Source organism: Streptomyces sp. B8-7 (assembly GCF_058833805.1).
Genome location: NZ_JBYRRL010000005.1, coordinates 299318 through 320776 on the forward strand (window position 1 = coordinate 299318; position 21459 = coordinate 320776).

The following is a 21459-nucleotide window of genomic DNA, read 5'->3' on the forward strand; positions in this document are numbered from 1 at the left end:
CCGCGATGGCGATGTGCGTGCGCCTGTGAGTGTGGCGCGTCACGCGCACGGGTGGGAAGGGACGTGCACCGATTGGCCGAGGCGCACCGGTGCACTCCCGGAGGCGTTGCGCCGCACGGGTGGGCTTCGCGCCCGTCGCCGCCGTGTCGCTCTCCGTTCGCCGGCTCCTTCCTCTTCAGTGGCTGCGGACATCCCCATACATCTGATCAGTTCCACATACCGCCATAAATGACCATAACTCCCGCGGCCTTCCGGAGGTACTCAAGATGTCCCACGACGGCGTCGGACCACGGCCCCTGCGGCGGCCTGGTGTCCGCCGGGCGATCAGGGCCGGCGCGGTCACGCGCGCCGTCGCCTTCCTCGCCGCGGGCGGCCTCGCGGTGACCCTGCTCGCCGGGTGCAGCTCGCCCGACGCGGCCGGCCGGCCCCTGGCCGGACAGGACATCGGCAGCGCCGCCCGCGCGCAGATCGGCGACGGCGGCACCCTGCGCTGGGCCGTCGACGCCGTCCCGGAGACCCTCAACACCTTCCAGTCCGACGCCGACGGCGCCACCAACCGCATCGCCCAGGCCGTGCTGCCGTCGATGTACCGGCTCGACGCCGACGGCCGGCCCGCACGCAACCCCGACTTCCTGGAGTCCGCCAAGGTCGTGGAGACCGAGCCCCGCCAGGTCGTGCTCTACAAGCTGAACCAGCAGGCGGTGTGGAGCGACGGCCGCGAGATCGGTGCCGCCGACTTCGCCGCCCAGTGGCGCGCCCTGTCCGGCAAGGACAGTGCCTACTGGACGGCCCGCAACGCCGGCTACGACCGCATCGAGCGGATCGAGCGCGGCGCCAACGACCTGGAGGTCAGGGTCACCTTCGCGCGGACCTACGCGGACTGGAAGTCGCTGTTCTCGCCGCTGTACCCCAAAGAGGTCATGGGCACCCCGGACTCCTTCAACGACGGCGCGCGCCGCAAGCTGAAGGTCACCGCCGGGCCCTTCGCGCTGAAGAAGGTCGACCGCAAGGAGGACGAGGTCGTCCTCACCCGCAACCCGCGCTGGTGGGGTGCGCCGCCCAAGCTGGACTCGCTCGTCCTGACGGCGGTGCCGCGCACCGAGCGGGCGGCCGCGCTGGCCGCCGGGAAGGTCGACCTCGCCGAGATCGACGCGGACGCCGCCGCCCGTATCGAGGGCGCCGCCAAGGGGGCGGCGGGCCCGCTCGGGCCGGGCGCCGGGCGCACGGCGGCCAAGGCGCTGCGCTCCTGGGCGGTCGTCAACGGCTCCGACGAGGAGGCCGCCGAGGACGAGGTGGTCGCCCGCAGGAAGCTGCGCAAGGCCATCGCCGAGTGGCAGGAGCAGCAGCAGGCCCTGCGCGGCTTCGAGGTCCGCAAGTCCCTGGAGCCCGCCTACACCCAGCTCGCCCTCAACGGCTCCGACGGCCCCCTCGCCGACGAACGGGTCCGCCGTGCGGTGGCCCGCGCCCTGGACCGCGAGGAGCTGGCGCGGGTCGTGCTCAAGCCGCTCGGTCTGCCGGCCGTGCCGGTGGGCAGCCACCTGGCGCTGTCCGGGCAGGCCGCCTACGCCGACAACAGCGGCGCCCTCGGCGGGCAGGACACCGCGGAGGCCCGGGCCCTGCTCGCCGACGCGGGCTGGGAGCGCGGCGGGGCGGTCAAGGGGAAGGACGGGCAGAAGGACGAGCAGGACGGGGAGGAGGAGAAGTCCGGCACCGGCGAGAAGGCCGCGGGCGCCGAGGGCGAGGAATCCAGGAAGTCCGAGAAGTCCGAGAAATCTGAGAAATCCGAGAAATCCGACAGGGCGGAGAAGTCCGAAAACTCGGAGAAGTCCGACGACTCCGAGAAACCGAAGAAATCGGAGAAATCGGATGACGCGGAGGACGCGGAGGACGCGGAGGACTCCGAAAAGGCCGGGAAGAAGAAGGACTCCGACGAGGACTCCGATGACGACTCCGATGACGACGGCACCTACATCGTCGGCGGCGAGGACAACAAGGCCTACCGGGAGGCCGAGCGCGAGGACCACGAGGAGCAGGCCCGGCACTACGCCGACGGGCAGCTGAAGGACAAGCAGTACGAGGGCTCCCGGCTCGGGAGCGGCGCGGCACCCGCGGGGGCCTACGCGCCGATGGGCACGGCCGCGCCCGCCGGGGCGAAGAGCGGGCCGCTGGCGAAGGACGGCAAGCCGCTGACGCTGCGGTTCGTGGTGCCCTCGGGGCCGGGCTCGCAGACGCTGCGCACGGTCGCCGAGCGGATCCGGCGCATGCTGGACCGGGTGGGCATCCGCACGGACGTGACGAAGGTCTCCGACGAGAGCTACTTCAAGGACCACATCGCCTCGGGCGAGTACGACCTCGCGCTGTACTCCTGGCCCGCCTCGGCGTTCCCCGCGACCGACGCCCGGCCCATCTACGCCAAGCCCGTCCCCGCCGCCGACGGCTCGCTGAACGTGGAGCAGAACTACACCCGGGTCGGCACCGACCAGGTGGACCAGCTCTTCGACCAGGCCGTGGCGACTCTGGACGAGGAGGAGAGCCGCGGGCTGATCCGCAAGGCGGACTCCCGGATCTGGGCGGCCGCGGGCTCCATCCCCCTCTACCAGCGCCCGCAGCTCGTCGCGGTGCGCAAGAACGTCGCCAACGCGGGCGCGTTCGGGTTCCGGACGCCGGTCTACGAGGACATGGGCTTCCTGAAGAAGGGTGTCAAGCCCGCCGGGGGCGCCTCCCCGGACTCCTCCGGCTCCTCGCCGAGCACCTCCCCGAGTGCGGCCGCGAGCGCGTCCCCGGGCACCTCCGCCGGCACCTCCGAGGACTGAGGCCGCACGGCCCTGCGGAGGCCCCGCCCCGCAGGGCCACGTAACATGGGGTGAGGCCGTGGCATGTCAAGCCCGGCAGGGCCCGCGTACCGAGGTACGCGCAGGCCTTCCTCACACTCCGGGAGTACGCCGCACTATGGCTGTGACCGCCACGCGTCACGACATCCGCAATGTCGCCATCGTCGCCCACGTCGACCACGGCAAGACCACCATCGTCGACGGCATGCTGAAGCAGGCCGGCGCCTTCGCCGCGCACCAGCTCGACTCCGTCGACGACCGCATGATGGACTCGAACGACCTGGAGCGTGAGAAGGGCATCACGATCCTCGCCAAGAACACGGCGGTCAGGTACCACCCGAAGGACGGCGGGGACCCGATCACGATCAACATCATCGACACCCCCGGCCACGCCGACTTCGGCGGCGAGGTCGAGCGCGGTCTGTCGATGGTCGACGGTGTCGTGCTGCTCGTCGACGCCTCCGAGGGCCCGCTGCCGCAGACCCGCTTCGTGCTGCGCAAGGCCCTCCAGGCCCGGCTGCCGATCATCCTGTGCATCAACAAGACGGACCGGCCCGACGCCCGTATCGACGAGGTCGTCAACGAGACCTACGACCTCTTCCTCGACCTGGACGCGGACGAGGAGCAGATCGAGTTCCCGATCGTCTACGCCTGCGGCCGGGACGGCATCGCCTCGCTGACCAAGCCGGAGGACGGCACCGTCCCGTCGGACTCCACCAGCCTGGAGCCGTTCTTCTCCACCATCCTGGAGCACATCCCCGCCCCCACCTTCGACGAGGACGCCCCGCTGCAGGCCCACGTCACCAACCTGGACGCCGACAACTTCCTCGGCCGTATCGCGCTGCTGCGCGTGCACCAGGGCGAGCTGAAGAAGGGCCAGACGGTCGCGTGGATGAAGCGCGACGGGTCCGTCACCAACGTCCGCATCTCCGAGCTGATGATGACCGAGGCGCTCACCCGCAAGCCCGCCGAGAAGGCCGGCCCGGGTGACATCTGCGCGGTCGCCGGCATCCCGGACATCATGATCGGCGAGACCCTGGCCGACCCCGAGAACCCGCTGGCGCTGCCGCTGATCACGGTCGACGAGCCCGCGATCTCCATGGTCATCGGCACCAACACGTCCCCGCTGGTGGGCCGCGGCGGGACCGGCAAGGGCGCGGACGCCAAGGCGGCCGTCAAGGACCGCAAGGTCACCGCCCGCCAGGTCAAGGACCGCCTGGACCGCGAGCTGATCGGCAACGTCAGCCTCCGGGTGCTGGACACCGACCGCCCGGACGCCTGGGAGGTGCAGGGCCGCGGTGAGCTGGCGCTGGCCATCCTGGTGGAGCAGATGCGCCGCGAGGGCTTCGAGCTGACCATCGGCAAGCCCCAGGTGGTCACCAAGGACGTCGACGGCAAGGTCTACGAGCCGGTCGAGCGCATGACCGTCGACGTGCCCGAGGAGCACATGGGCGCCGTCACGCAGCTCATGGGCGTCCGCAAGGGCCGCATGGACAACATGTCCAACCACGGTTCCGGCTGGGTCCGCATGGAGTTCGTGGTGCCCTCCCGCGGTCTGATCGGATTCCGGACGGAGTTCCTGACGCAGACCCGCGGCACGGGCATCGGACACTCCATCCACGAGGGCCACGAGCCCTGGTTCGGCACCCTCCAGACGCGCAACAACGGCTCCCTCGTCGCCGACCGCTCCGGCGCCGTCACCGCCTTCGCGATGACGAACCTGCAGGAGCGCGGCGTGCTGTTCGTGGAGCCGGGCACCGAGGTGTACGAGGGCATGATCGTCGGAGAGAACTCCCGCTCCGACGACATGGACGTCAACATCACCAAGGAGAAGAAGCTCACCAACATGCGGTCGTCCACGGCCGACGTGGCCGAGTCGATCGTCCCGCCGCGCAAGCTGTCGCTGGAGCAGTCGCTGGAGTTCTGCCGCGACGACGAGTGCGTCGAGGTGACCCCGGAGGCCGTTCGCATCCGCAAGGTCAACCTGGACGCCCGCGAGCGCGCCCGCGCCGCCAGCCGCGCCAAGCACGGCTGACCCGGCCCCGCACGGCACGACGCCGAGGACCCGGTGCGCCCCTCGGGGTGCAGCCGGGTCCTCGGCGTGCGCCCGCGGCGGCCGCCCCGCCGGGGGCGGCGGCCGTACCCCGCTGACGCGCCCGGCCGCCGGACGGGCCCGCCCCGCCGTGCCCCGCCGTACGGGCCGGACCCGCTGTACGGGGGCGTGAGGGCCCGGGGCGTGTGCCCTGCCCCACCGCCGGCGGAGGCCGGCGCGCGACGCGCAGGGGCGCGTCAGGGCTGCTCAGCGGCCCGCCGGAGGGAGCGGAGAGGGCGACGCGGAGGCGGACACGGGGCGCGATCCGCGGGGGGCGTGTTCAGGCCATCGTCGAGGCGGCGTCGAGCCCTGTTCGGATATCGGTGATCCGCCGATCAAGTTTCGGACATGTAAACAAAAATCCCTCCCTTTATGTCCGAAATGACGGAATGCGGCCGCGGTCGTCAAGCGCGCCAAGGTGTCAATCTCCGCAATTTTTGCTCAAAAATTTCAGCTTAGGGAGATCCCTATGTCTTCCGCCCTTGACTCGCGTTGATGCCCTTGGCGAAAGTTCCCCCAAACCACAGAACCTGCCGGTATCTGTGCTGCGCTCAACTCTCCAACCCCCCGGGGGACGAACAGACATGACCAGTCCGACGAAGGCCGAGGGCGCCAGCTCCGCGGTCGCCTTGGACCCTGAGCTCGAGGCGGCCTCCGAAGTCGCCACGGGCGAGAAGAAGCTTGAGGGTCGTTCCCCCGGGCAGTTGATGTGGCAGCGCTTCAAGCGTGACCGTACAGGCGTCGTCTGCGCCGTCGTAGTGATTTTCTTCTTCGTCATGGCGCTCGCCGCCCCGCTGCTCACCATGATCAGCGGCTCCGACCCGTACACGCTCTACGGGCAGGACCCGACGTACGCGGACAAGCCCGTCCTGGACGACTTCGGTCTGCCGCTCGGCTACTTCGGGGGGGTCTCCGCCGACCACTGGTTCGGCGTCGAGCCGCAGTACGGCCGCGACCTGTTCGCGATGATGATGTTCGGCATGCGGACCTCGCTGTTCATGGCGGTCGGCGTGTCCGTCCTGCTGACGGTCACCGGCGTCCTCGTCGGCCTGGTCGGCGGCTACGTCGGCGGCAGGACCGACTACTGGCTGGGCCGGGTCACCGACTTCTTCCTCGCCTTCCCCTCGCAGCTGTTCTTCATCGCCTTCATGCCCGTGGTGACCGCGTTCTTCGTGGACCCCCGCGAGGAGACGCCCACCTACTTCCGGGCCCTGGCGATCCTGATCGTGCTGTGGGTCCTCGGCTGGATGGGCATGGCCCGACTCGTCCGGTCCGTCGTGCTGGCGCTGCGCGGCCGCGAGTTCATCGAGGCCGCCAAGGTCTCCGGTGCCTCCCCGGCGCGGATCATCCGCAAGGAGGTCCTGCCGAACATCGTCACGCCGGTGCTGGTGCAGTTCACGTACCAGCTGCCCAGCACGATCCTGACCGTGGCGTTCCTCTCCTTCGCGGGTGTCGGCTTCGTCGAGCCCACCCCGGACTGGGGCCGGCTGTTCGCCGCCGGCGCCTCCTACACCCAGCAGGACCCGGCGTTCATCTTCTTCCCGGGCGTCGCCCTGGTCATCTTCATCCTCTGCTTCAACCTTCTCGGGGACTCCGTTCGGGACGCCCTCGACCCCAAGTCCGGGCGATAGACCGCCCACCGGTGGGGGTGGCTGCCGCCCCCGCGTCGGCCTACCAGCCGCGTCAGGCAGCGCTCAAGGAACACAACCGACAGGTAGGTGCATTCACCGCTATGAAGTCGTTCACGTCGTCGCGCAGAGCACGCGCCATACTCGTGGCCATCGCGGCCGGCTCCCTCGCGCTCACCGGGTGCTCGGAGAACAAGGGCACCGACACCTCCGGCAACAAGGCGGAGAACCAGGACAAGGCGAAGGAGCAGGCGCAGGGCGTCGCCTACCTGGACGCGGCGGCCTCCACGGGTCCGGCCAAGGACGTCGCCGGAGCCAAGTCCGGCGGTACGGTCACCGTCTTCCAGGAGTCGGGTCTGTCCCACATGGACCCGGGCCAGATCTACGTCTCCGACGCCGGCCAGCTCTCCAACCTCATCTTCCGCGGTCTGACGAACTTCCAGGAGGACGGCAAGGGCAACGTCGCCGTCGTCGGTGACCTCGCCACCGACTCCGGCACGGCGTCCGACGACAACAAGACCTGGACGTTCACGCTCAAGGACGGCGTCAAGGACCAGAACGGCAACGAGATCACCTCGGCCGACGTCCGCCACTCCGTCGAGCGCCTGTACGCGGAGTTCATCTTCGACGGCCCCACGTTCCTGCAGAGCTGGCTGAGCGGTCCCGACTACCGCAAGGCCCTGCCGGACGGAGGCTTCGGCAAGAAGCACCTGCCGGACAGCGTCCTGGAGACCCCGGACGACAAGACGGTCGTCTTCCACTTCGACACGCCGCGTCCGGACCTTCCGATGACGCTCGCGATGCCGGGCTACTCCATCGTGCCGGAGAAGACCGACACGAAGGAGAAGTACGACACGGCCCCGGTCGCCCTCGGCCCCTACAAGATCGGCGAGTACAAGGCCGGCAAGACGCTCAAGCTGGTCAAGAACGAGAACTGGGACCCGAAGACCGACTCGGTCCGCCACCAGTACCTGGACGGCTTCGACTTCCAGTTCGGCATCACCGAGGCGAGCCAGACCAAGCGTCTGATCTCCGACCAGGGCGACGCCAAGAACGCCATCCAGTTCACCGGCAGCGTCGACGCCACCCAGATCCAGGACGTCATCGGCGACCCGGCCGTCAACAAGCGCACGATCAAGGGCTACCAGCCCTACGTCATGCAGCTCTCGTTCAACCTGGACCGGGTCAAGAACAAGAAGGTCCGCGACGCGGTCGCCTACGCGGTCAACTCCAAGTCGCTGATCGCCGGTGAGGGCGGCGCCTACGGCGGCGACGTGGCCACCAGCCTCTTCGCCCCGACCCTGCCGGGCTACGACGCCACGTACGACCCGTTCAACCGTCTGAAGACGCCGGCCGGCAACATGGAGAAGGCCAAGGAGCTGCTGGCGGACGTCCCGGCCGCCGAGAAGAAGCTCGTCTTCGCCTACGCCAGCTCCTCCGCGGGCCAGAAGCGCAAGGTCGCCATCGAGGACGCGCTGACCAAGGTCGGCATCGACGTGGTGGCCAAGGAGATCGACTCCGCGAGCTACTACGAGCAGATCGGCAAGGTCGCCAACCCGTACGACATCTACATCACCGGCTGGGGCCAGGACTGGCCGTCCCCGGCCACGGTCGTCACCCCGGTCTACGACCCCGACCTGGTCGGCGACGGCCAGTCGAACTACTCGCACATCAAGGACCCGAAGGTCAAGGAGCTGATCCAGAAGGCTCTGACGCAGCAGCCCACCGAGGCCGCCAAGACCTGGGAAGAGGCGCACCACTACATCATGGAGGAGGTCAACCCGGCCGCTCCGCTGTGGTACACGAAGCAGTTCCAGCTCTACGGCTCGAACGTCGGCGGTGCCCGCTACAGCACTGAGTCGAGCTACATCGACATCACCCAGCTGTACCTGAAGTCGTAACTCTCTACGGCTGTTCGCGGGGGTGCGCACCAGGCGGAGCGCACCCCCGCGGTTCCGTGAACCCGTCCACCGTCTCCGCAGAGAGCAGCTCCCGCCATGCTTCAGTTCATCCTCCGGCGCTCAGTCGGTGCCGTCGTCACACTGTTCCTCATCGGCGCCGTCACCTTCTTCCTGTTCGTCGCCGCGCCGTCCGACTACGCCTCCCTGGCCTGTGGCAAGGACTGCTCGCCGTCGAAGCTCGAGGACATCCGCCATGCCCTCGGCCTGGACCAGCCGATGGCGCAGCAGTTCTGGGACTTCATGTCCGGCATCGTGGCCGGCCGCGACTTCCCTCAGGGTGACTGCCCCGCTCCCTGCCTCGGGCGGTCGTTCTACTACAACGCCAACGTGTGGGACCTGATCCTGGACCGGTTCTGGACGACCGTCTCCCTCACCGTCGGTGCGCTCGTCGTCTTCCTGATCGTCGGCATCGGTGCCGGTATGCTCGCCGCCTACCGCCGCGGAACCGTGTGGGACAAGCTGCCCACCGGCGCGTCCATGGTGCTCAGCTCGTTCCAGATCTACTTCCTCGGCCCGATCGTGCTGCTGATCTTCGTCTACAGCACCGGCTGGATGGACAACCCCAAGTACGTGCCGTTCTTCGAGAACCCCTGGAACTGGTTCGTGGGACTGGTCATCCCCATGACCGTCATGGCCACCATCTTCACCGCGCAGTACACCCGTATGGCGCGCTCCTCGATGATCGAGCAGCTCGCCGAGGAGCACGTGCGCACGGCTCGCGCCAAGGGCATGGGCCGCAAGTACGTCTTCTTCCGGTACGCCTGGCGCGGCTCGCTGATCCCCATCGTGACCGTACTCGGCATGGACCTCAGCGCCCTGCTCGGCGGCGGTGTCGTCACCGAGCTCACCTTCGACCTCCACGGGATCGGCCGTCTCGCCGTGGAAGGAGCGGTCCACAAGGACCTCCCGCTGACCATGGGTGTCATGCTGGTCGGTGCCTTCTTCATCCTGCTCCTGAACATCGTCGTCGACATCGCGTACGCCTGGATCGATCCGCGCGTCCGGCTCTCCTAGGAAGAACGAACCACCGTGACCACACAGACCAAGACCGAGGGCACGCCGGCCCCCACCGGGCCCGAGAGCTTCCTCTCGGTCCGTGACCTGCGGGTGCAGTTCTCCACCGAGGACGGCATCGTCAAGGCGGTCGACGGCCTTTCCTTCGACGTCGAGCGCGGCAAGACCCTGGGCATCGTGGGGGAGTCCGGCTCGGGCAAGTCAGTCACCAACCTGACCATCCTGGGTCTGCACAACCCGCGGACCACGACCGTCGACGGCGAGATCGTCCTCGACGGGAAGGAACTGGTCACCGCCACCGAGAAGGAGCTGGAGCAGCTCCGCGGCAACAAGATGGCGATGATCTTCCAGGACCCGCTGACGGCCATGTCGCCGTACTACACCGTGGGCCGGCAGCTCTCCGAGCCGTTCATGAAGCACACCGGGGCCTCCAAGAAGGACGCCAAGGACCGGGCGGTCCAGATGCTGGAGAAGGTCGGCATCCCGCAGCCCAGGATGCGCTTCGACGACTACCCGCACCAGTTCTCCGGCGGTATGCGCCAGCGCGCCATGATCGCCATGGCCCTGATGTGCGACCCCGAACTGCTCATCGCCGACGAGCCGACCACCGCGCTCGACGTGACCGTGCAGGCGCAGATCCTCGACCTGCTCAAGGACCTGCAGCAGGAGTTCGGCTCCGCGATCGTCTTCATCACCCACGACCTGGGCGTCATCGCCGACATGGCCGACGACCTGCTGGTGATGTACGCGGGCCGGGCCGTGGAGCGCGGCACCGTCAAGGAGGTGCTCGGCACGCCCGACCACCCCTACACCTGGGGTCTGCTGAGCTCCATGCCGCGGCTGGACGGCGACATCCACCAGGAGCTGACGCCCATCCCGGGCACCCCGCCGTCCCTGCTCAACCCGCCGTCGGGCTGCCGCTTCAACCCGCGCTGCGCGTACACGGACAGGGTCGCCGGCAACCTGTGCACCGGGACGCGGCCGCCGCTCGCGGACGGCCGGGCCGCCGCGTGCCACCTGACGGCCGAGCAGAAGCAGGCCATCTTCATCGACGAGATCCAGCCCCGGCTGCGCTAGGGAGAGACGAGATCATGAGCGAGAACCTCACCCTCCCCGCACAGCAGGGCTCCGCCGAGACCGCCCGGGAGACACTCCTCGAGGTCAAGGGCCTCACCAAGCACTTCCCGATCTACGGCGGCTTCCCGATCAAGCGCCGGGTCGGCGCGGTCCAGGCGGTGGACGGGGTCGACCTGTCCGTCGGCGTGGGCGAGAGCCTCGGCCTGGTCGGCGAGTCCGGCTGCGGCAAGTCGACCACGGGCCGGCTCATCACCCGCCTGCTGGAGCCGACGAGCGGCCAGATCGTCTACGCCGGCCAGGACATCACCCACGCCACGCGCAAGAAGCTGGCGCCGGTGCGGTCCGAGATCCAGATGATCTTCCAGGACCCCTACTCGTCGCTGAACCCGCGGCAGACCGTCGGCTCGATCATCAAGTCGCCGATGGAGGTCAACGGGATCAACCCCGAGGGCGGCCGCGAGAAGAAGGTCCGCGAGCTGCTGGAGCTGGTCGGCCTCAACCCCGAGCACTACAACCGCTTCCCGCACGAGTTCTCGGGCGGTCAGCGCCAGCGCATCGGCGTCGCCCGCGCGCTCGCGCTGAACCCGAAGCTGATCGTCGCCGACGAGCCGGTCTCCGCGCTCGACGTGTCGATCCAGGCGCAGGTCGTCAACCTGCTGCAGAAGGTGCAGGACGAGCTCGGCATCGCGTTCGTCTTCATCGCCCACGACCTGGCGATCGTGCGCCACTTCTCGCAGCGCGTCGCGGTGATGTACCTGGGCAAGGTGGTCGAGGTCGGCGACCGCGACGCCATCTACAACAGGCCGCGCCACCCCTACACCCACGCCCTGCTGTCGGCCGTGCCCGAGGTGGACGTCTCGGACGACGCCGAGCGCCGCGAGCGGATCCGCCTCGCCGGCGACGTGCCCTCGCCGATCCACCCGCCGTCCGGCTGCCGCTTCCGCACCCGGTGCTGGAAGGCGCAGGACAAGTGCGCGACCGAGGAGCCGCCGCTGGTCCAGCTCTCCGGCAGCGGCGAGGGCCACCTCACGGCCTGCCACTTCCCGGAGGAGCCGACGACGGACGCCCGCCAGGACGTCGTCATGGACCCGGCGCTGACGTCGCTGGAGAAGAAGAAGGACTGACGTCCCGACGTCCTCACGTCCGGACATCCGCAGGACACCGGGCCGGTGCACCGGGGGCGAGCCCCGCGGGCACCGGCCCGCGCCGTACCGGACCCGGCCCCGGACTGCGCTCTGCGCGGACCTGCCGCGGTGTGACGCCGGCCGGCCCGCCGTCGTGGCCGGCCGCGCGGCTGTCCGCGCCCTTCGGGGCACCGGCGAACCGCGGGTGACCCCGCGCCCGGCCCCGCCGGTCAGCCCGTCGGCCGGGCCACGGTGACGATCTCCGGGCTCCGCTCGGGGGTGAACGGGCCCCGCCGCCAGTCGCCGTAGCGGGCGGTCACCTCGAAGCCGGCCTCGGCCAGGAACCGGTCCAGCGTGTCCGGGGCCGGGAACCAGAGCGTGCCGCGGCTGACGCGGGCGCGCTCCCACCGCGCGCTCGCGAAGGTCTCGGTGTACGTCACCGCCTCGCCCGCGACCGGCCCGGCCACCTCGTGCCAGACCCGTACCCGGTGGCCGTCGGGCCCGGTGATCTCGTGCGCCCGCTCCGGGGTCCAGCTCTCCCAGGCCCGTACCGCCGGGTTGCGCGTCTCGAACACGAACCGGCCGCCGGGGGCCAGCGCCGCGCGCACCCCGGCCAGCAGGCGCCGCACCCGTGCGGTGCCGTGCAGCGACTGGATGGCGTGACCGGTCATCACGGCCAGGTCGAACTCCTCCCGCCAGCGGACCGACTCCATGTCGCCGAGCACCCACTCCACGTCCGGCGCCGCGTCTCTCGCCTGGACCAGCATCGCGGCCGCCGGGTCCAGTCCGGTCAGCCGTCCCCCGTGCCCGGCCGTCCGTGCCCCGCGCAGCAGCCGCCCGGTGCCGCAGCCGACGTCGAGCGCACTGCGCGCCGCCAGCACCAGCTCCAGGTAGAAGTCGTCGTCCGGCCCCCACCGGTTGCGGGCGTCGTACAGCCGTGCGAGCTCCAGGTCGGCGAAGGAGTGATCAACCATCCGGGCAGTGTGCCAACTGATTCGTCGGTCAGTACAGAAATCCTCGGTTTACGGCCGGTGAACGACGTGTTTACGCCGACGAGGGGAGGGGGGTCGCCCGAAGGGCTCCGTGCGTGTGCGACATGCGAAGAATGCCCCGATATTGGCCGAGACGGGTCAGTGCCAAGGCGCTGGCGGCACAGCGCACACCAGCGCACTCACGAGGAGGCACTCCATGCGCGGAGCCAGGCACGCCAAATGGGCCGCATGCACGGCGGCGGTGGTCCTCGCGGCCACGGCCTGCGGAGGCGGGGACAGCGGCGACAGCAGCGCGGTGCTCAGCGCCTCCTGGGGAGACCCGCAGAACCCCCTGGAGCCCGCCAACACCAACGAGGTGCAGGGCGGCAAGGTCCTCGACATGATCTTCCGCGGCCTCAAGCGGTACAACCCCGAGACCGGTGCCGCGGAGGACATGCTGGCCGAGAGGATCGACACCTCCGACTCCCAGAACTTCACCATCACCGTCAAGGACGGCTGGACGTTCTCCAACGGGCAGGCCGTCACCGCCAAGTCCTTCGTCGACGCCTGGAACTACGGCGCCAGCCTGAGGAACAACCAGCGCAACGCCTACTTCTTCAGCTACATCGAGGGCTACGACGCGGTCCACCCCGAGGACGGCAGCGACCAGACCGCGGACACCATGTCCGGTCTGAAGGTCGTCGACGAGCACACCTTCACCGTGCAGCTGTCGCAGAAGTTCTCCACCTTCCCCGACACCCTCGGCTACGTCGCCTACGCCCCGCTGCCCCAGTCGTTCTTCGACGACCACGCCGCCTGGCTGTCCAAGCCGATCGGCAACGGGCCCTACACGATCGACTCGTACCAGAAGGGCTCCCAGATGTCCCTCAGGGCCTGGGACGACTACATCGGCGACGACAAGGCGCAGAACGGCGGCGTCGACCTGAAGGTCTACACCGACAACAACACCGCCTACACCGACCTGCTCGCCGGCAACCTCGACCTCGTCGACGACGTGCCCGCCAGCCAGCTCGCCAACGTCCAGAGCGACCTCGGCGACCGCTACCTCAACACCCCCGCCGGCATCATCCAGACCCTCGCCTTCCCCTACTACGACGAGGTGTGGGACACCGACGGCGCGCAGAAGGTCCGCACCGGGCTGTCCATGGCGATCGACCGCGACCAGATCACCAAGACGATCTTCCAGAACACCCGCACCCCCGCCTCCGACTGGACCTCACCCGTCCTCGGCGAGGACGGCGGCTTCGAGGAGGGCTTCTGCGGAGACGCCTGCGAGTACAACCCCGACGAGGCCAAGAAGCTCATCCAGGAGGGCGGCGGCCTTCCCGGCGGCCAGATCAAGATCACCTACAACGCCGACACCGGCTCCCACAAGCAGTGGGTCGACGCCGTCTGCAACTCCATCAACAACGCACTCGGCAACAACACGGCCTGCGTCGGCAACCCCGTCGGCACCTTCGCCGACTTCCGCAACCAGATCACCGACCTCAAGATGAGCGGCCCCTTCCGTGCCGGCTGGCAGATGGACTACCCCCTCATCCAGAACTTCCTCCAGCCGCTCTACTACACCAACGCCTCCTCCAACGACGGCAAGTGGAGCAACGAGGACTTCGACAAGCTCGTCGACGAGGCCAACGCCGAGACCGACCAGTCCAAGGCCGTCGACACCTTCAAACAGGCCGAGGCGGTCGTCCGTGACAACATGGCCGCCATCCCCCTCTGGTACCAGAACGGCTCGGCCGGCTACTCCGAGCGGCTGTCCGACGTCAGCCTCAACCCGTTCTCCGTCCCGGTCTACAACGAGATCAAGGTGAGCTGACCGGTCATGGGGCGTTACGTCGTCCGGCGGCTGCTCCAGATGATCCCCGTGTTCATCGGGGCCACGCTGCTGATCTTCCTGATGGTGAACGTGATGGGCGACCCCATCGCCGGGCTGTGCGGCGACCGGCAGTGCGACCCGGCCACCGCCGCCCAGCTCAGGAAGGAGTTCGGCCTCGACAAGCCGGTCTGGCAGCAATACCTGACCTACATGGGCAACGTCTTCACCGGCGACTTCGGCACCGCGTTCAACGGCCAGCCGGTCACCGAGCTGATGGCGTCCGCCTTCCCGGTCACCATCCGGCTCACCCTCGTCGCCATCTTCTTCGAGATCGTCATCGGCATCACCCTCGGCGTCATCACCGGCCTGCGCCGCGGACGGCCCGTCGACACCACCGTCCTCGTCGGCACGCTCGTCGTCATCTCCGTCCCCACCTTCGTCACCGGCCTGCTGCTGCAGCTGCTGTTCGGCGTCAAGTGGGGCTGGATCAGCCCGTCCGTCTCCTCCGCGGCACCCCTGGACGAACTGATCCTGCCCGGCCTCGTCCTGGCCTCCGTCTCCCTCGCCTACGTCACCCGGCTCACCCGCACCTCCATCGCGGAGAACCGCCGCTCGGACTACGTCCGCACCGCCATCGCCAAGGGACTGCCCCGCCGCCGGGTCATCTCCCGGCACCTGCTGCGCAACTCCCTCATCCCGGTGGTCACCTTCATCGGCGCCGACATCGGCGCCCTGATGGGCGGCGCCATCGTCACCGAGCGGATCTTCAACATCCACGGCGTCGGCTACCAGCTCTACCAGGGCATCGTCCGGCAGAACACCCAGACCGTCGTCGGCTTCGTGACCGTCCTCGTCCTGGTCTTCCTGGTCGCCAACCTGCTCGTCGACCTCCTCTACGCCGTACTCGACCCGAGGATCCGCTATGCCTGAGCAGTTCGATCCCGACGAGGCGATCTCCCCCGCGGGCTCGGGCGGCGCCATGGACCTCGCCACCAGCGAGGGGGAGACCCTGGAGAAGACGCCCGACGGCCCCGAGGGCACCGGCCCCGAGGGCAGACCCCGCAGCCTGTGGTCCGACGCCTGGCACGACCTGCGCCGCAACCCCGTCTTCATCATCGCCGGGCTCGTCATCCTCTTCCTGGTCTTCATCTCCCTCTGGCCCGGGGCGATCACCTGGGAGAGCCCGCTGCAGTGCAACCTCGCCAAGGCCCAGCAGGGCTCCCAGCCCGGCCACCCCTTCGGCTTCGACGGCCAGGGCTGCGACGTCTACACCCGCACCGTCTACGGCGCCCGCACCTCCGTCTCCGTGGGCGTCCTCGCCACCCTCGGTGTCGCCCTCCTCGGCTCCGTCCTCGGCGGCCTCGCCGGCTTCTTCACCGGTGTGTGGGACTCCGTCCTCTCCCGCGTCACCGACATCTTCTTCGCCATCCCCGTCGTCCTCGGCGGCCTCGTCCTGCTGTCCGTCGTCACCAGCAACACCATCTGGCCCGTCATCGGCTTCATGGTCCTGCTCGGCTGGCCGCAGATCTCCCGCATCGCCCGCGGCTCCGTCATCACCGCCAAACAGAACGACTACGTCCAGGCCGCCCGCGCCCTCGGCGCCTCCCACTCCCGCATCCTGCTGCGGCACATCGCTCCCAACGCCGTCGCGCCCGTCATCGTCGTCGCGACCATCGCCCTGGGCACCTACATCGCCCTGGAGGCGACCCTGTCCTACCTCGGCGTCGGGCTGAAACCGCCCAGCGTCTCCTGGGGTATCGACATCTCCGCCGCCTCCCCCTACGTCCGCAACGCCCCGCACGCGCTGCTGTGGCCGTCCGGCGCCCTCGCCGTCACCGTCCTGGCCTTCATCATGCTCGGCGACGCGGTGCGCGACGCCCTCGACCCGAAGCTGAGGTGACGCCGCATGCTGCTCGAAGTCCGGGACCTGCACGTCGAGTTCAAGACCCGCGACGGCATCGCCAAAGCCGTCAACGGCGTCACCTACGCCGTCGACGCCGGCGAGACCCTCGCCGTGCTCGGCGAGTCCGGCTCCGGCAAGTCCGTCACCGCCCAGGCCGTCATGGGCATCCTCGACATCCCACCCGGCAGGATCGCCGGCGGCGAGATCCTCTTCCAGGGCAAGGACCTGCTGAAGCTGAAGGAGGAGGAGCGGCGCAGGATCCGCGGCGCCGAAATGGCGATGATCTTCCAGGACGCGCTGTCCTCCCTGAACCCCGTCCTCAGCGTCGGCGACCAGCTCGGCGAGATGTTCGTCGTGCACCGCGGCATGTCCCGCAAGGACGCCCGCGCCCGAGCCGTCGAACTCATGGACCGCGTCCGCATCCCCGCCGCGAAGGAACGCGTCCGCCAGTACCCCCACCAGTTCTCCGGCGGCATGCGCCAACGCATCATGATCGCCATGGCGCTGGCCCTCGAACCCGCCCTCATCATCGCCGACGAGCCCACCACCGCACTCGACGTCACCGTCCAGGCCCAGGTCATGGAACTGCTCGCGGAACTCCAGCGGGAACTCGACATGGGGCTCATCCTCATCACCCACGACCTCGGCGTCGTCGCCGACGTCGCCGACCGCATCGCCGTGATGTACGCCGGCCGCATCGTCGAACAGGCCCCCGTCCACGACATCTACAAGGCCCCCGCCCACCCCTACACCAAGGGCCTGCTCGAATCCATCCCGCGGCTCGACCAGAAGGGCCACGAGCTGTACGCCATCAAGGGCCTCCCGCCGAACCTGATGAACATCCCGCCCGGCTGCGCCTTCCACCCGCGCTGCCCCCTCGCCCAGGACGTGTGCCGCACCGACCTGCCGCCCCTGTACGAGGTGTCCGGGGAACGGCGCAGCGCCTGCCACTTCTGGAGGGAGTGCCTCAATGACTGAGCCGATCATCGAGGTGAACGGGCTCGTCAAGCACTACCCGCTCACCCGGGGCATCCTCTTCAAGAAGGAGATCGGCGCCGTCAAGGCCGTCGACGGAGTCGACTTCACCCTGCACAAGGGCGAGACCCTCGGCATCGTGGGGGAGTCCGGCTGCGGCAAGTCCACCGTCGCCAAGATGCTCGTCCACCTCGAACAGCCCACCGCCGGCGAGATCCGCTACAAGGGCGAGGACGTCACCAGACTGTCCGGCAAGGCCCTCAAAGCCGTACGCCGCAACATCCAGATGGTCTTCCAGGACCCCTACACGTCCCTCAACCCCCGCATGACGGTCGGCGACATCATCCAGGAGCCCTACGAGATCCACCCCGAGGCCGCACCCAAGGGCGACCGCCGCCGACGCGTCCGGGAACTCCTCGACGTCGTCGGCCTCAACCCCGAGTACATCAACCGCTACCCCCACCAGTTCTCCGGCGGACAGCGCCAGCGCATCGGCATCGCCCGCGGCCTCGCCCTGCGCCCCGAGGTGATCGTCGCCGACGAGCCGGTCTCCGCGCTCGACGTCTCCGTCCAGGCCCAGGTCGTCAACCTCCTCGACCGCCTCCAGGCCGAGTTCGAACTGAGCTACGTCTTCATCGCGCACGACCTGTCGATCGTCCGGCACATCTCCGACCGGGTCGGGGTGATGTACCTCGGGCGGATCGTCGAGATCGGCAGGGACGCCGAGATCTACGACCATCCCACCCACCCCTACACCCAGGCCCTGCTCTCCGCCGTACCCGTGCCCGACCCCGAGGCCCGGGAACACCGCGAGCGCATCATCCTCGCCGGCGACGTGCCGTCCCCCACGAACATCCCCTCCGGCTGCCGCTTCCGCACCCGCTGCTTCAAGGCCCGGCCGCGGTGCGCCGAGGAGGTGCCCCTGCTCGCCGTCCCGCCCCACCTCGCGGGCGCCGCGGGTCCCGCCGCGCACGACTCGGCCTGCCTGTTCGCCGAGGAGAAGCACATCGTGCCGGAGGCGGAGGGACCCGGGCCGGGCGGCGGACCGCCGTCGGCCGCGGCAGAGCCCCAGCGGGGCTCAGGGCGCCCGACCGCGCCGGGGGAGCCCCGGCGGGGCGAGGGGCGCCCGACCGTCGCGGGGGAGCCCGCACCGGGCCGGGAGCGGCCGCCGGAGACACCGGAGCACCAGCGGGACCGGGCCCGGCCACCCGAGCAGCCGGGCGAGACGCGCGAGCACCCGCCGCAGGAGCCGGAGTAGCCGGGGCGGGGCGAGGCGGGGCGGGGCGAGGCGAGGCGGGGTGGCGCGGGGCTGACGAGGGGCGGCGCGGGCGGTGCGGGTGTGTGGGGTGTGTGGGGTGTGCGGGTCCGGGGCGTCCGGGGCGCGGCTGGGGCGGTCTGGGTGGTGCGGGCGGTGTGGGCAGCCTGCGTGGCGTGGGCGGCGACCCCGCGCGGTCGCCGCGACCGGGAAGCGCGGTAACACACAGGCAACTCCGTTGACCCGGTTCCGATATACGAACGCGCGATGCTGAACAGCGTACGGCCGTGCGGGTGCCGTGAACGGGCCGGGATGCGTCATGTCATCCCGGCCCGTTGCCCTGTCGTCCCGGCCGGCGCCACCGGGACGGGCCGTGCCGCTGCCGTGGCGTCCGGGCCCTCTGCCGTGGCATCCGGGCCCTGCGCCGTGGCATCGCGGCCTCTGGCCGGTCAGGCCGTGCCGAGGGACCGCTTCAGGAAGTCGACCTGGAGGAGCAGCAGGTTCTCGGCGACCTGCTCCTGCGGCGTCATGTGCGTGACCCCGGACAGCGGGAGCACCTCGTGCGGGCGGCCCGCGGCCAGCAGCGCCGACGACAGCCGCAGCGCGTGCGCGACGACCACGTTGTCGTCGGCGAGGCCGTGCACGATCATCAGCGGCCGGTGCGGTGCGGCGGGCGCGGACAGCCCCTCGTCGGTGACCAGCGAGTTGCGGGCGTACGCCTCGGCGTCGGCGGCCGGGTCCCCCAGGTAGCGCTCCGTGTAATGGGTGTCGTACAGCCGCCAGTCGGTGACCGGGGCGCCGGCGATGCCCGCGTGGAAGACGTCCGGCCGCCGCAGCACGGCCAGCGCCGCCAGCCAGCCCCCGAACGACCAGCCCCTGATCGCCACCCGGGAGAGGTCCAGCGGATGCGACCGGGCCAGGCCGTGCAGCGCCTCCACCTGGTCGTCCAGCGCCGCCGTGAACGCGTGCCGGACGTCCTTCTCCCAGCCCGGCGAACGGCCCGGGGTGCCCCGCCCGTCGGCGACCAGCACCGCGAAGCCCTGGTCGGCGAACCACTGCGAGGTGAGATGCGCGTTGTGCGCCGCGACCACCCGGGAGCCGTGCGGGCCGCCGTAGGGGTCCATCAGGACCGGCAGCGGGGTCACCCCGTCATGGTCCCGGGGCAACAGCAGGGCGCATGGGATGCGGCGTGCGCCCCCCTCGGTGAGCAGCATGCGCGGGGACAGACCGGGACGTTCCGCGTACGAGGTGATCGTCAGCGCCTTCTCCCAGCCGCCCGCGGAGACCCCCGGCCTCTGCTGCCGGCCCGCCTCCCGCCGGTCCGCGTCACGGAGCACCCGCACCCGGGTCCCCGGCTCTCCCGGCGTCGCCGACACCAGCACCGTCACGCCCCCGGCGCGCACGGCAGAGTGCACGCCGGGCTCCTCGGACACGCGCTCCACGCCCAGCTCGTTGACCCGGTAGACATGCACCTCGCCGGTCTCCGGACCCGCCGCGTCCTCCCCGGCGGACGCCGACAGCAGCACGTCGTCGTCCCCCACGTCCAGGACCGCGCGCACCTGCAACTGCGCTCCGGTCAAAGGCCGTTCGCCGACCGCCAGCACCCGTGCGCCGCCCTCGTCCGCCACCCGCACCAGCTGCCCGGAGGGCGACCAGCACGGCACCCCGGCGAAAAGTTCCAGCCAAATCGCGTCCTCGTCGGCATGCACCATCCGGGTCGCCCCCGTCTCCGGGTCGACCGCCAGGTAGGCCTGGCTCCGCTGGTCCCGGGCCTGCACCAGCAGCAGCGGCGCACCCGCCACTGACCAGTGCACACGCGCCAGATACGGGTACCGCGCCCGGTCCCAGACCACCTCCGTCCGGTCGCCGTGGAGCCCGATCGCGAACAGCCGCACCTCCGCGTTGGCCGTTCCGGCGGCCGGGTACGCGACGTGGTGTGGGTCACGTTCCGGCTGGGCCGGATCGGAGATCCACCAGCGCTGCACCGGCGTGTCGTCGACCCGCGCGACCAGCAGCCGGTCCGACTCCGGAGACCACCAGAAACCGCGCGAACGCCCCATCTCCTCCGCCGCGACGAACTCCGCGAGCCCGTACGACACGCCGTCCCCGTCCGGCGCCGCGAGTACCCGGTCACCCTCGCCGTCCACGCCCACCACTCGCAGCTCACCTGCGGCGACGTACGCCACCAGCCGCCCGTCCGGAGAGGGCCGCGGATCGATCACCGGTCCGGCGGCGGGCAGTTCACGCGTCGTGCCCGCCCGCAGCTCCGCCGTGAACAGCCGGCCGGACAGGGTGAACGCCGCAAGTTCCAGGGCCCGGTCGGCGGCGTAGCCCACGATGCCCGCACCGCCTTCCCGGCTGCGCTCGCGCCGGGCCCGCTCCTGCGGCGACAGCCGCTCCTCGGAGCCGCCCAGCAGGCTGCGGGGGTCGGCGGCGAGGTGCTCCCCGCCGTCCGCGAGGTCCAGCACCCACAGGGAGTTGGCCCGGTCGGTGCCGGAACCCGACCTCAGGAACGCGATGCGCGAACCGTCGGGCGCCACGGTGAACGAACGCGGCGCGCCGAGCGTGAACCGCTGGGTGCGGGCGTGCCGTCGGGGGAAGGAGTCAGCAGGCTCGGTCGTCATGACCCGACCCTATGGGCGATGTCGGCGATGATTGGCCATGCGCTCCCTTGCGCATCCGTGCGCCCAGCGATGCGCACGCACGGATAGCTATGATCACTAACGCTGTGTGGGTATGAACCTGCTGGCTCCTGTATGGGTTTACGCGTTGGCCTGCCCTGTTGGCG

At 70.1% G+C, this 21459-nt stretch carries 14 protein-coding genes; 12 read left to right on the forward strand and 2 right to left on the reverse strand.

Annotated elements, in window-relative coordinates; translation table 11 throughout:
- The first annotated feature begins 266 nt into the window (after positions 1-266).
- The 7 genes from AC5K6T_RS25555 (at position 267) to AC5K6T_RS25585 (ending at position 11727) form a co-directional block, all read left to right on the forward strand.
- A complete protein-coding gene (locus tag AC5K6T_RS25555) occupies positions 267-2813 on the forward strand; it encodes an ABC transporter family substrate-binding protein (protein ID WP_493212596.1) in 2547 nt (848 codons plus the stop codon).
- A gap of 136 nt (positions 2814-2949) precedes the next feature.
- Entirely contained in the window at positions 2950-4866 is a 1917-nt protein-coding gene (typA, locus tag AC5K6T_RS25560; protein ID WP_493212598.1) for a translational GTPase TypA, read from the forward strand.
- Positions 4867-5507: 641 nt separating this feature from the next.
- The gene (locus tag AC5K6T_RS25565) at positions 5508-6554 is read left to right on the forward strand and encodes an ABC transporter permease (protein ID WP_493212600.1); all 1047 of its coding nucleotides are present in this window, start codon (positions 5508-5510) and stop codon (positions 6552-6554) included.
- Positions 6555-6655: 101 nt separating this feature from the next.
- Positions 6656-8452: an ABC transporter substrate-binding protein gene (locus AC5K6T_RS25570; protein ID WP_493212601.1), complete on the forward strand. Its 1797-nt coding sequence runs from the start codon at positions 6656-6658 to the stop codon at positions 8450-8452.
- Positions 8453-8548: 96 nt separating this feature from the next.
- A complete protein-coding gene (locus AC5K6T_RS25575) occupies positions 8549-9526 on the forward strand; it encodes an ABC transporter permease (RefSeq protein ID WP_493212603.1) in 978 nt (325 codons plus the stop codon).
- 15 nt (positions 9527-9541) lie between these two features.
- A complete protein-coding gene (locus AC5K6T_RS25580; RefSeq protein ID WP_493212605.1) occupies positions 9542-10603 on the forward strand; it encodes an ABC transporter ATP-binding protein in 1062 nt (353 codons plus the stop codon).
- 14 nt (positions 10604-10617) lie between these two features.
- Positions 10618-11727, forward strand: coding sequence for an ABC transporter ATP-binding protein (locus tag AC5K6T_RS25585; RefSeq protein ID WP_493212606.1), 1110 nt, complete (start codon positions 10618-10620; stop codon positions 11725-11727).
- Positions 11728-11957: 230 nt separating this feature from the next.
- Here AC5K6T_RS25585 and AC5K6T_RS25590 read toward each other — a convergent pair whose 3' ends face one another.
- The gene (locus AC5K6T_RS25590) at positions 11958-12701 is read right to left on the reverse strand and encodes a class I SAM-dependent methyltransferase (protein WP_493212608.1); all 744 of its coding nucleotides are present in this window, start codon (positions 12699-12701) and stop codon (positions 11958-11960) included.
- 214 nt (positions 12702-12915) lie between these two features.
- On the opposite strand from AC5K6T_RS25590, the gene AC5K6T_RS25595 reads away from it, so the two are divergent.
- Genes AC5K6T_RS25595 through AC5K6T_RS25615 form a run of 5 tightly spaced genes read left to right on the forward strand, consistent with a single transcriptional unit; the run spans position 12916 to position 18674 of the window.
- Positions 12916-14538, forward strand: a complete 1623-nt coding sequence (locus AC5K6T_RS25595; protein ID WP_493212609.1) for a peptide ABC transporter substrate-binding protein — start codon at positions 12916-12918, stop codon at positions 14536-14538.
- A gap of 6 nt (positions 14539-14544) precedes the next feature.
- The gene (locus AC5K6T_RS25600) at positions 14545-15468 is read left to right on the forward strand and encodes an ABC transporter permease (protein WP_493212611.1); all 924 of its coding nucleotides are present in this window, start codon (positions 14545-14547) and stop codon (positions 15466-15468) included.
- The gene (locus AC5K6T_RS25605; protein ID WP_493212613.1) at positions 15461-16438 is read left to right on the forward strand and encodes an ABC transporter permease; all 978 of its coding nucleotides are present in this window, start codon (positions 15461-15463) and stop codon (positions 16436-16438) included. The genes AC5K6T_RS25600 and AC5K6T_RS25605 overlap by 8 nt, the downstream gene beginning before the upstream one ends.
- Before the next feature lie 6 nt (positions 16439-16444).
- Entirely contained in the window at positions 16445-17419 is a 975-nt protein-coding gene (locus tag AC5K6T_RS25610; protein ID WP_493212614.1) for an ABC transporter ATP-binding protein, read from the forward strand.
- Entirely contained in the window at positions 17412-18674 is a 1263-nt protein-coding gene (locus AC5K6T_RS25615) for an ABC transporter ATP-binding protein (RefSeq protein ID WP_493212615.1), read from the forward strand. Before AC5K6T_RS25610 ends, AC5K6T_RS25615 begins: the two co-directional genes overlap by 8 nt.
- 446 nt (positions 18675-19120) lie before the next feature.
- Here the strand turns inward: AC5K6T_RS25615 and AC5K6T_RS25620 are convergent, their stop codons facing one another.
- Positions 19121-21295 (reverse strand): S9 family peptidase, encoded by a 2175-nt coding sequence (locus AC5K6T_RS25620; RefSeq protein WP_493212617.1) that lies wholly within the window; start codon positions 21293-21295, stop codon positions 19121-19123.
- Between the last annotated feature and the right edge of the window lie 164 nt (positions 21296-21459).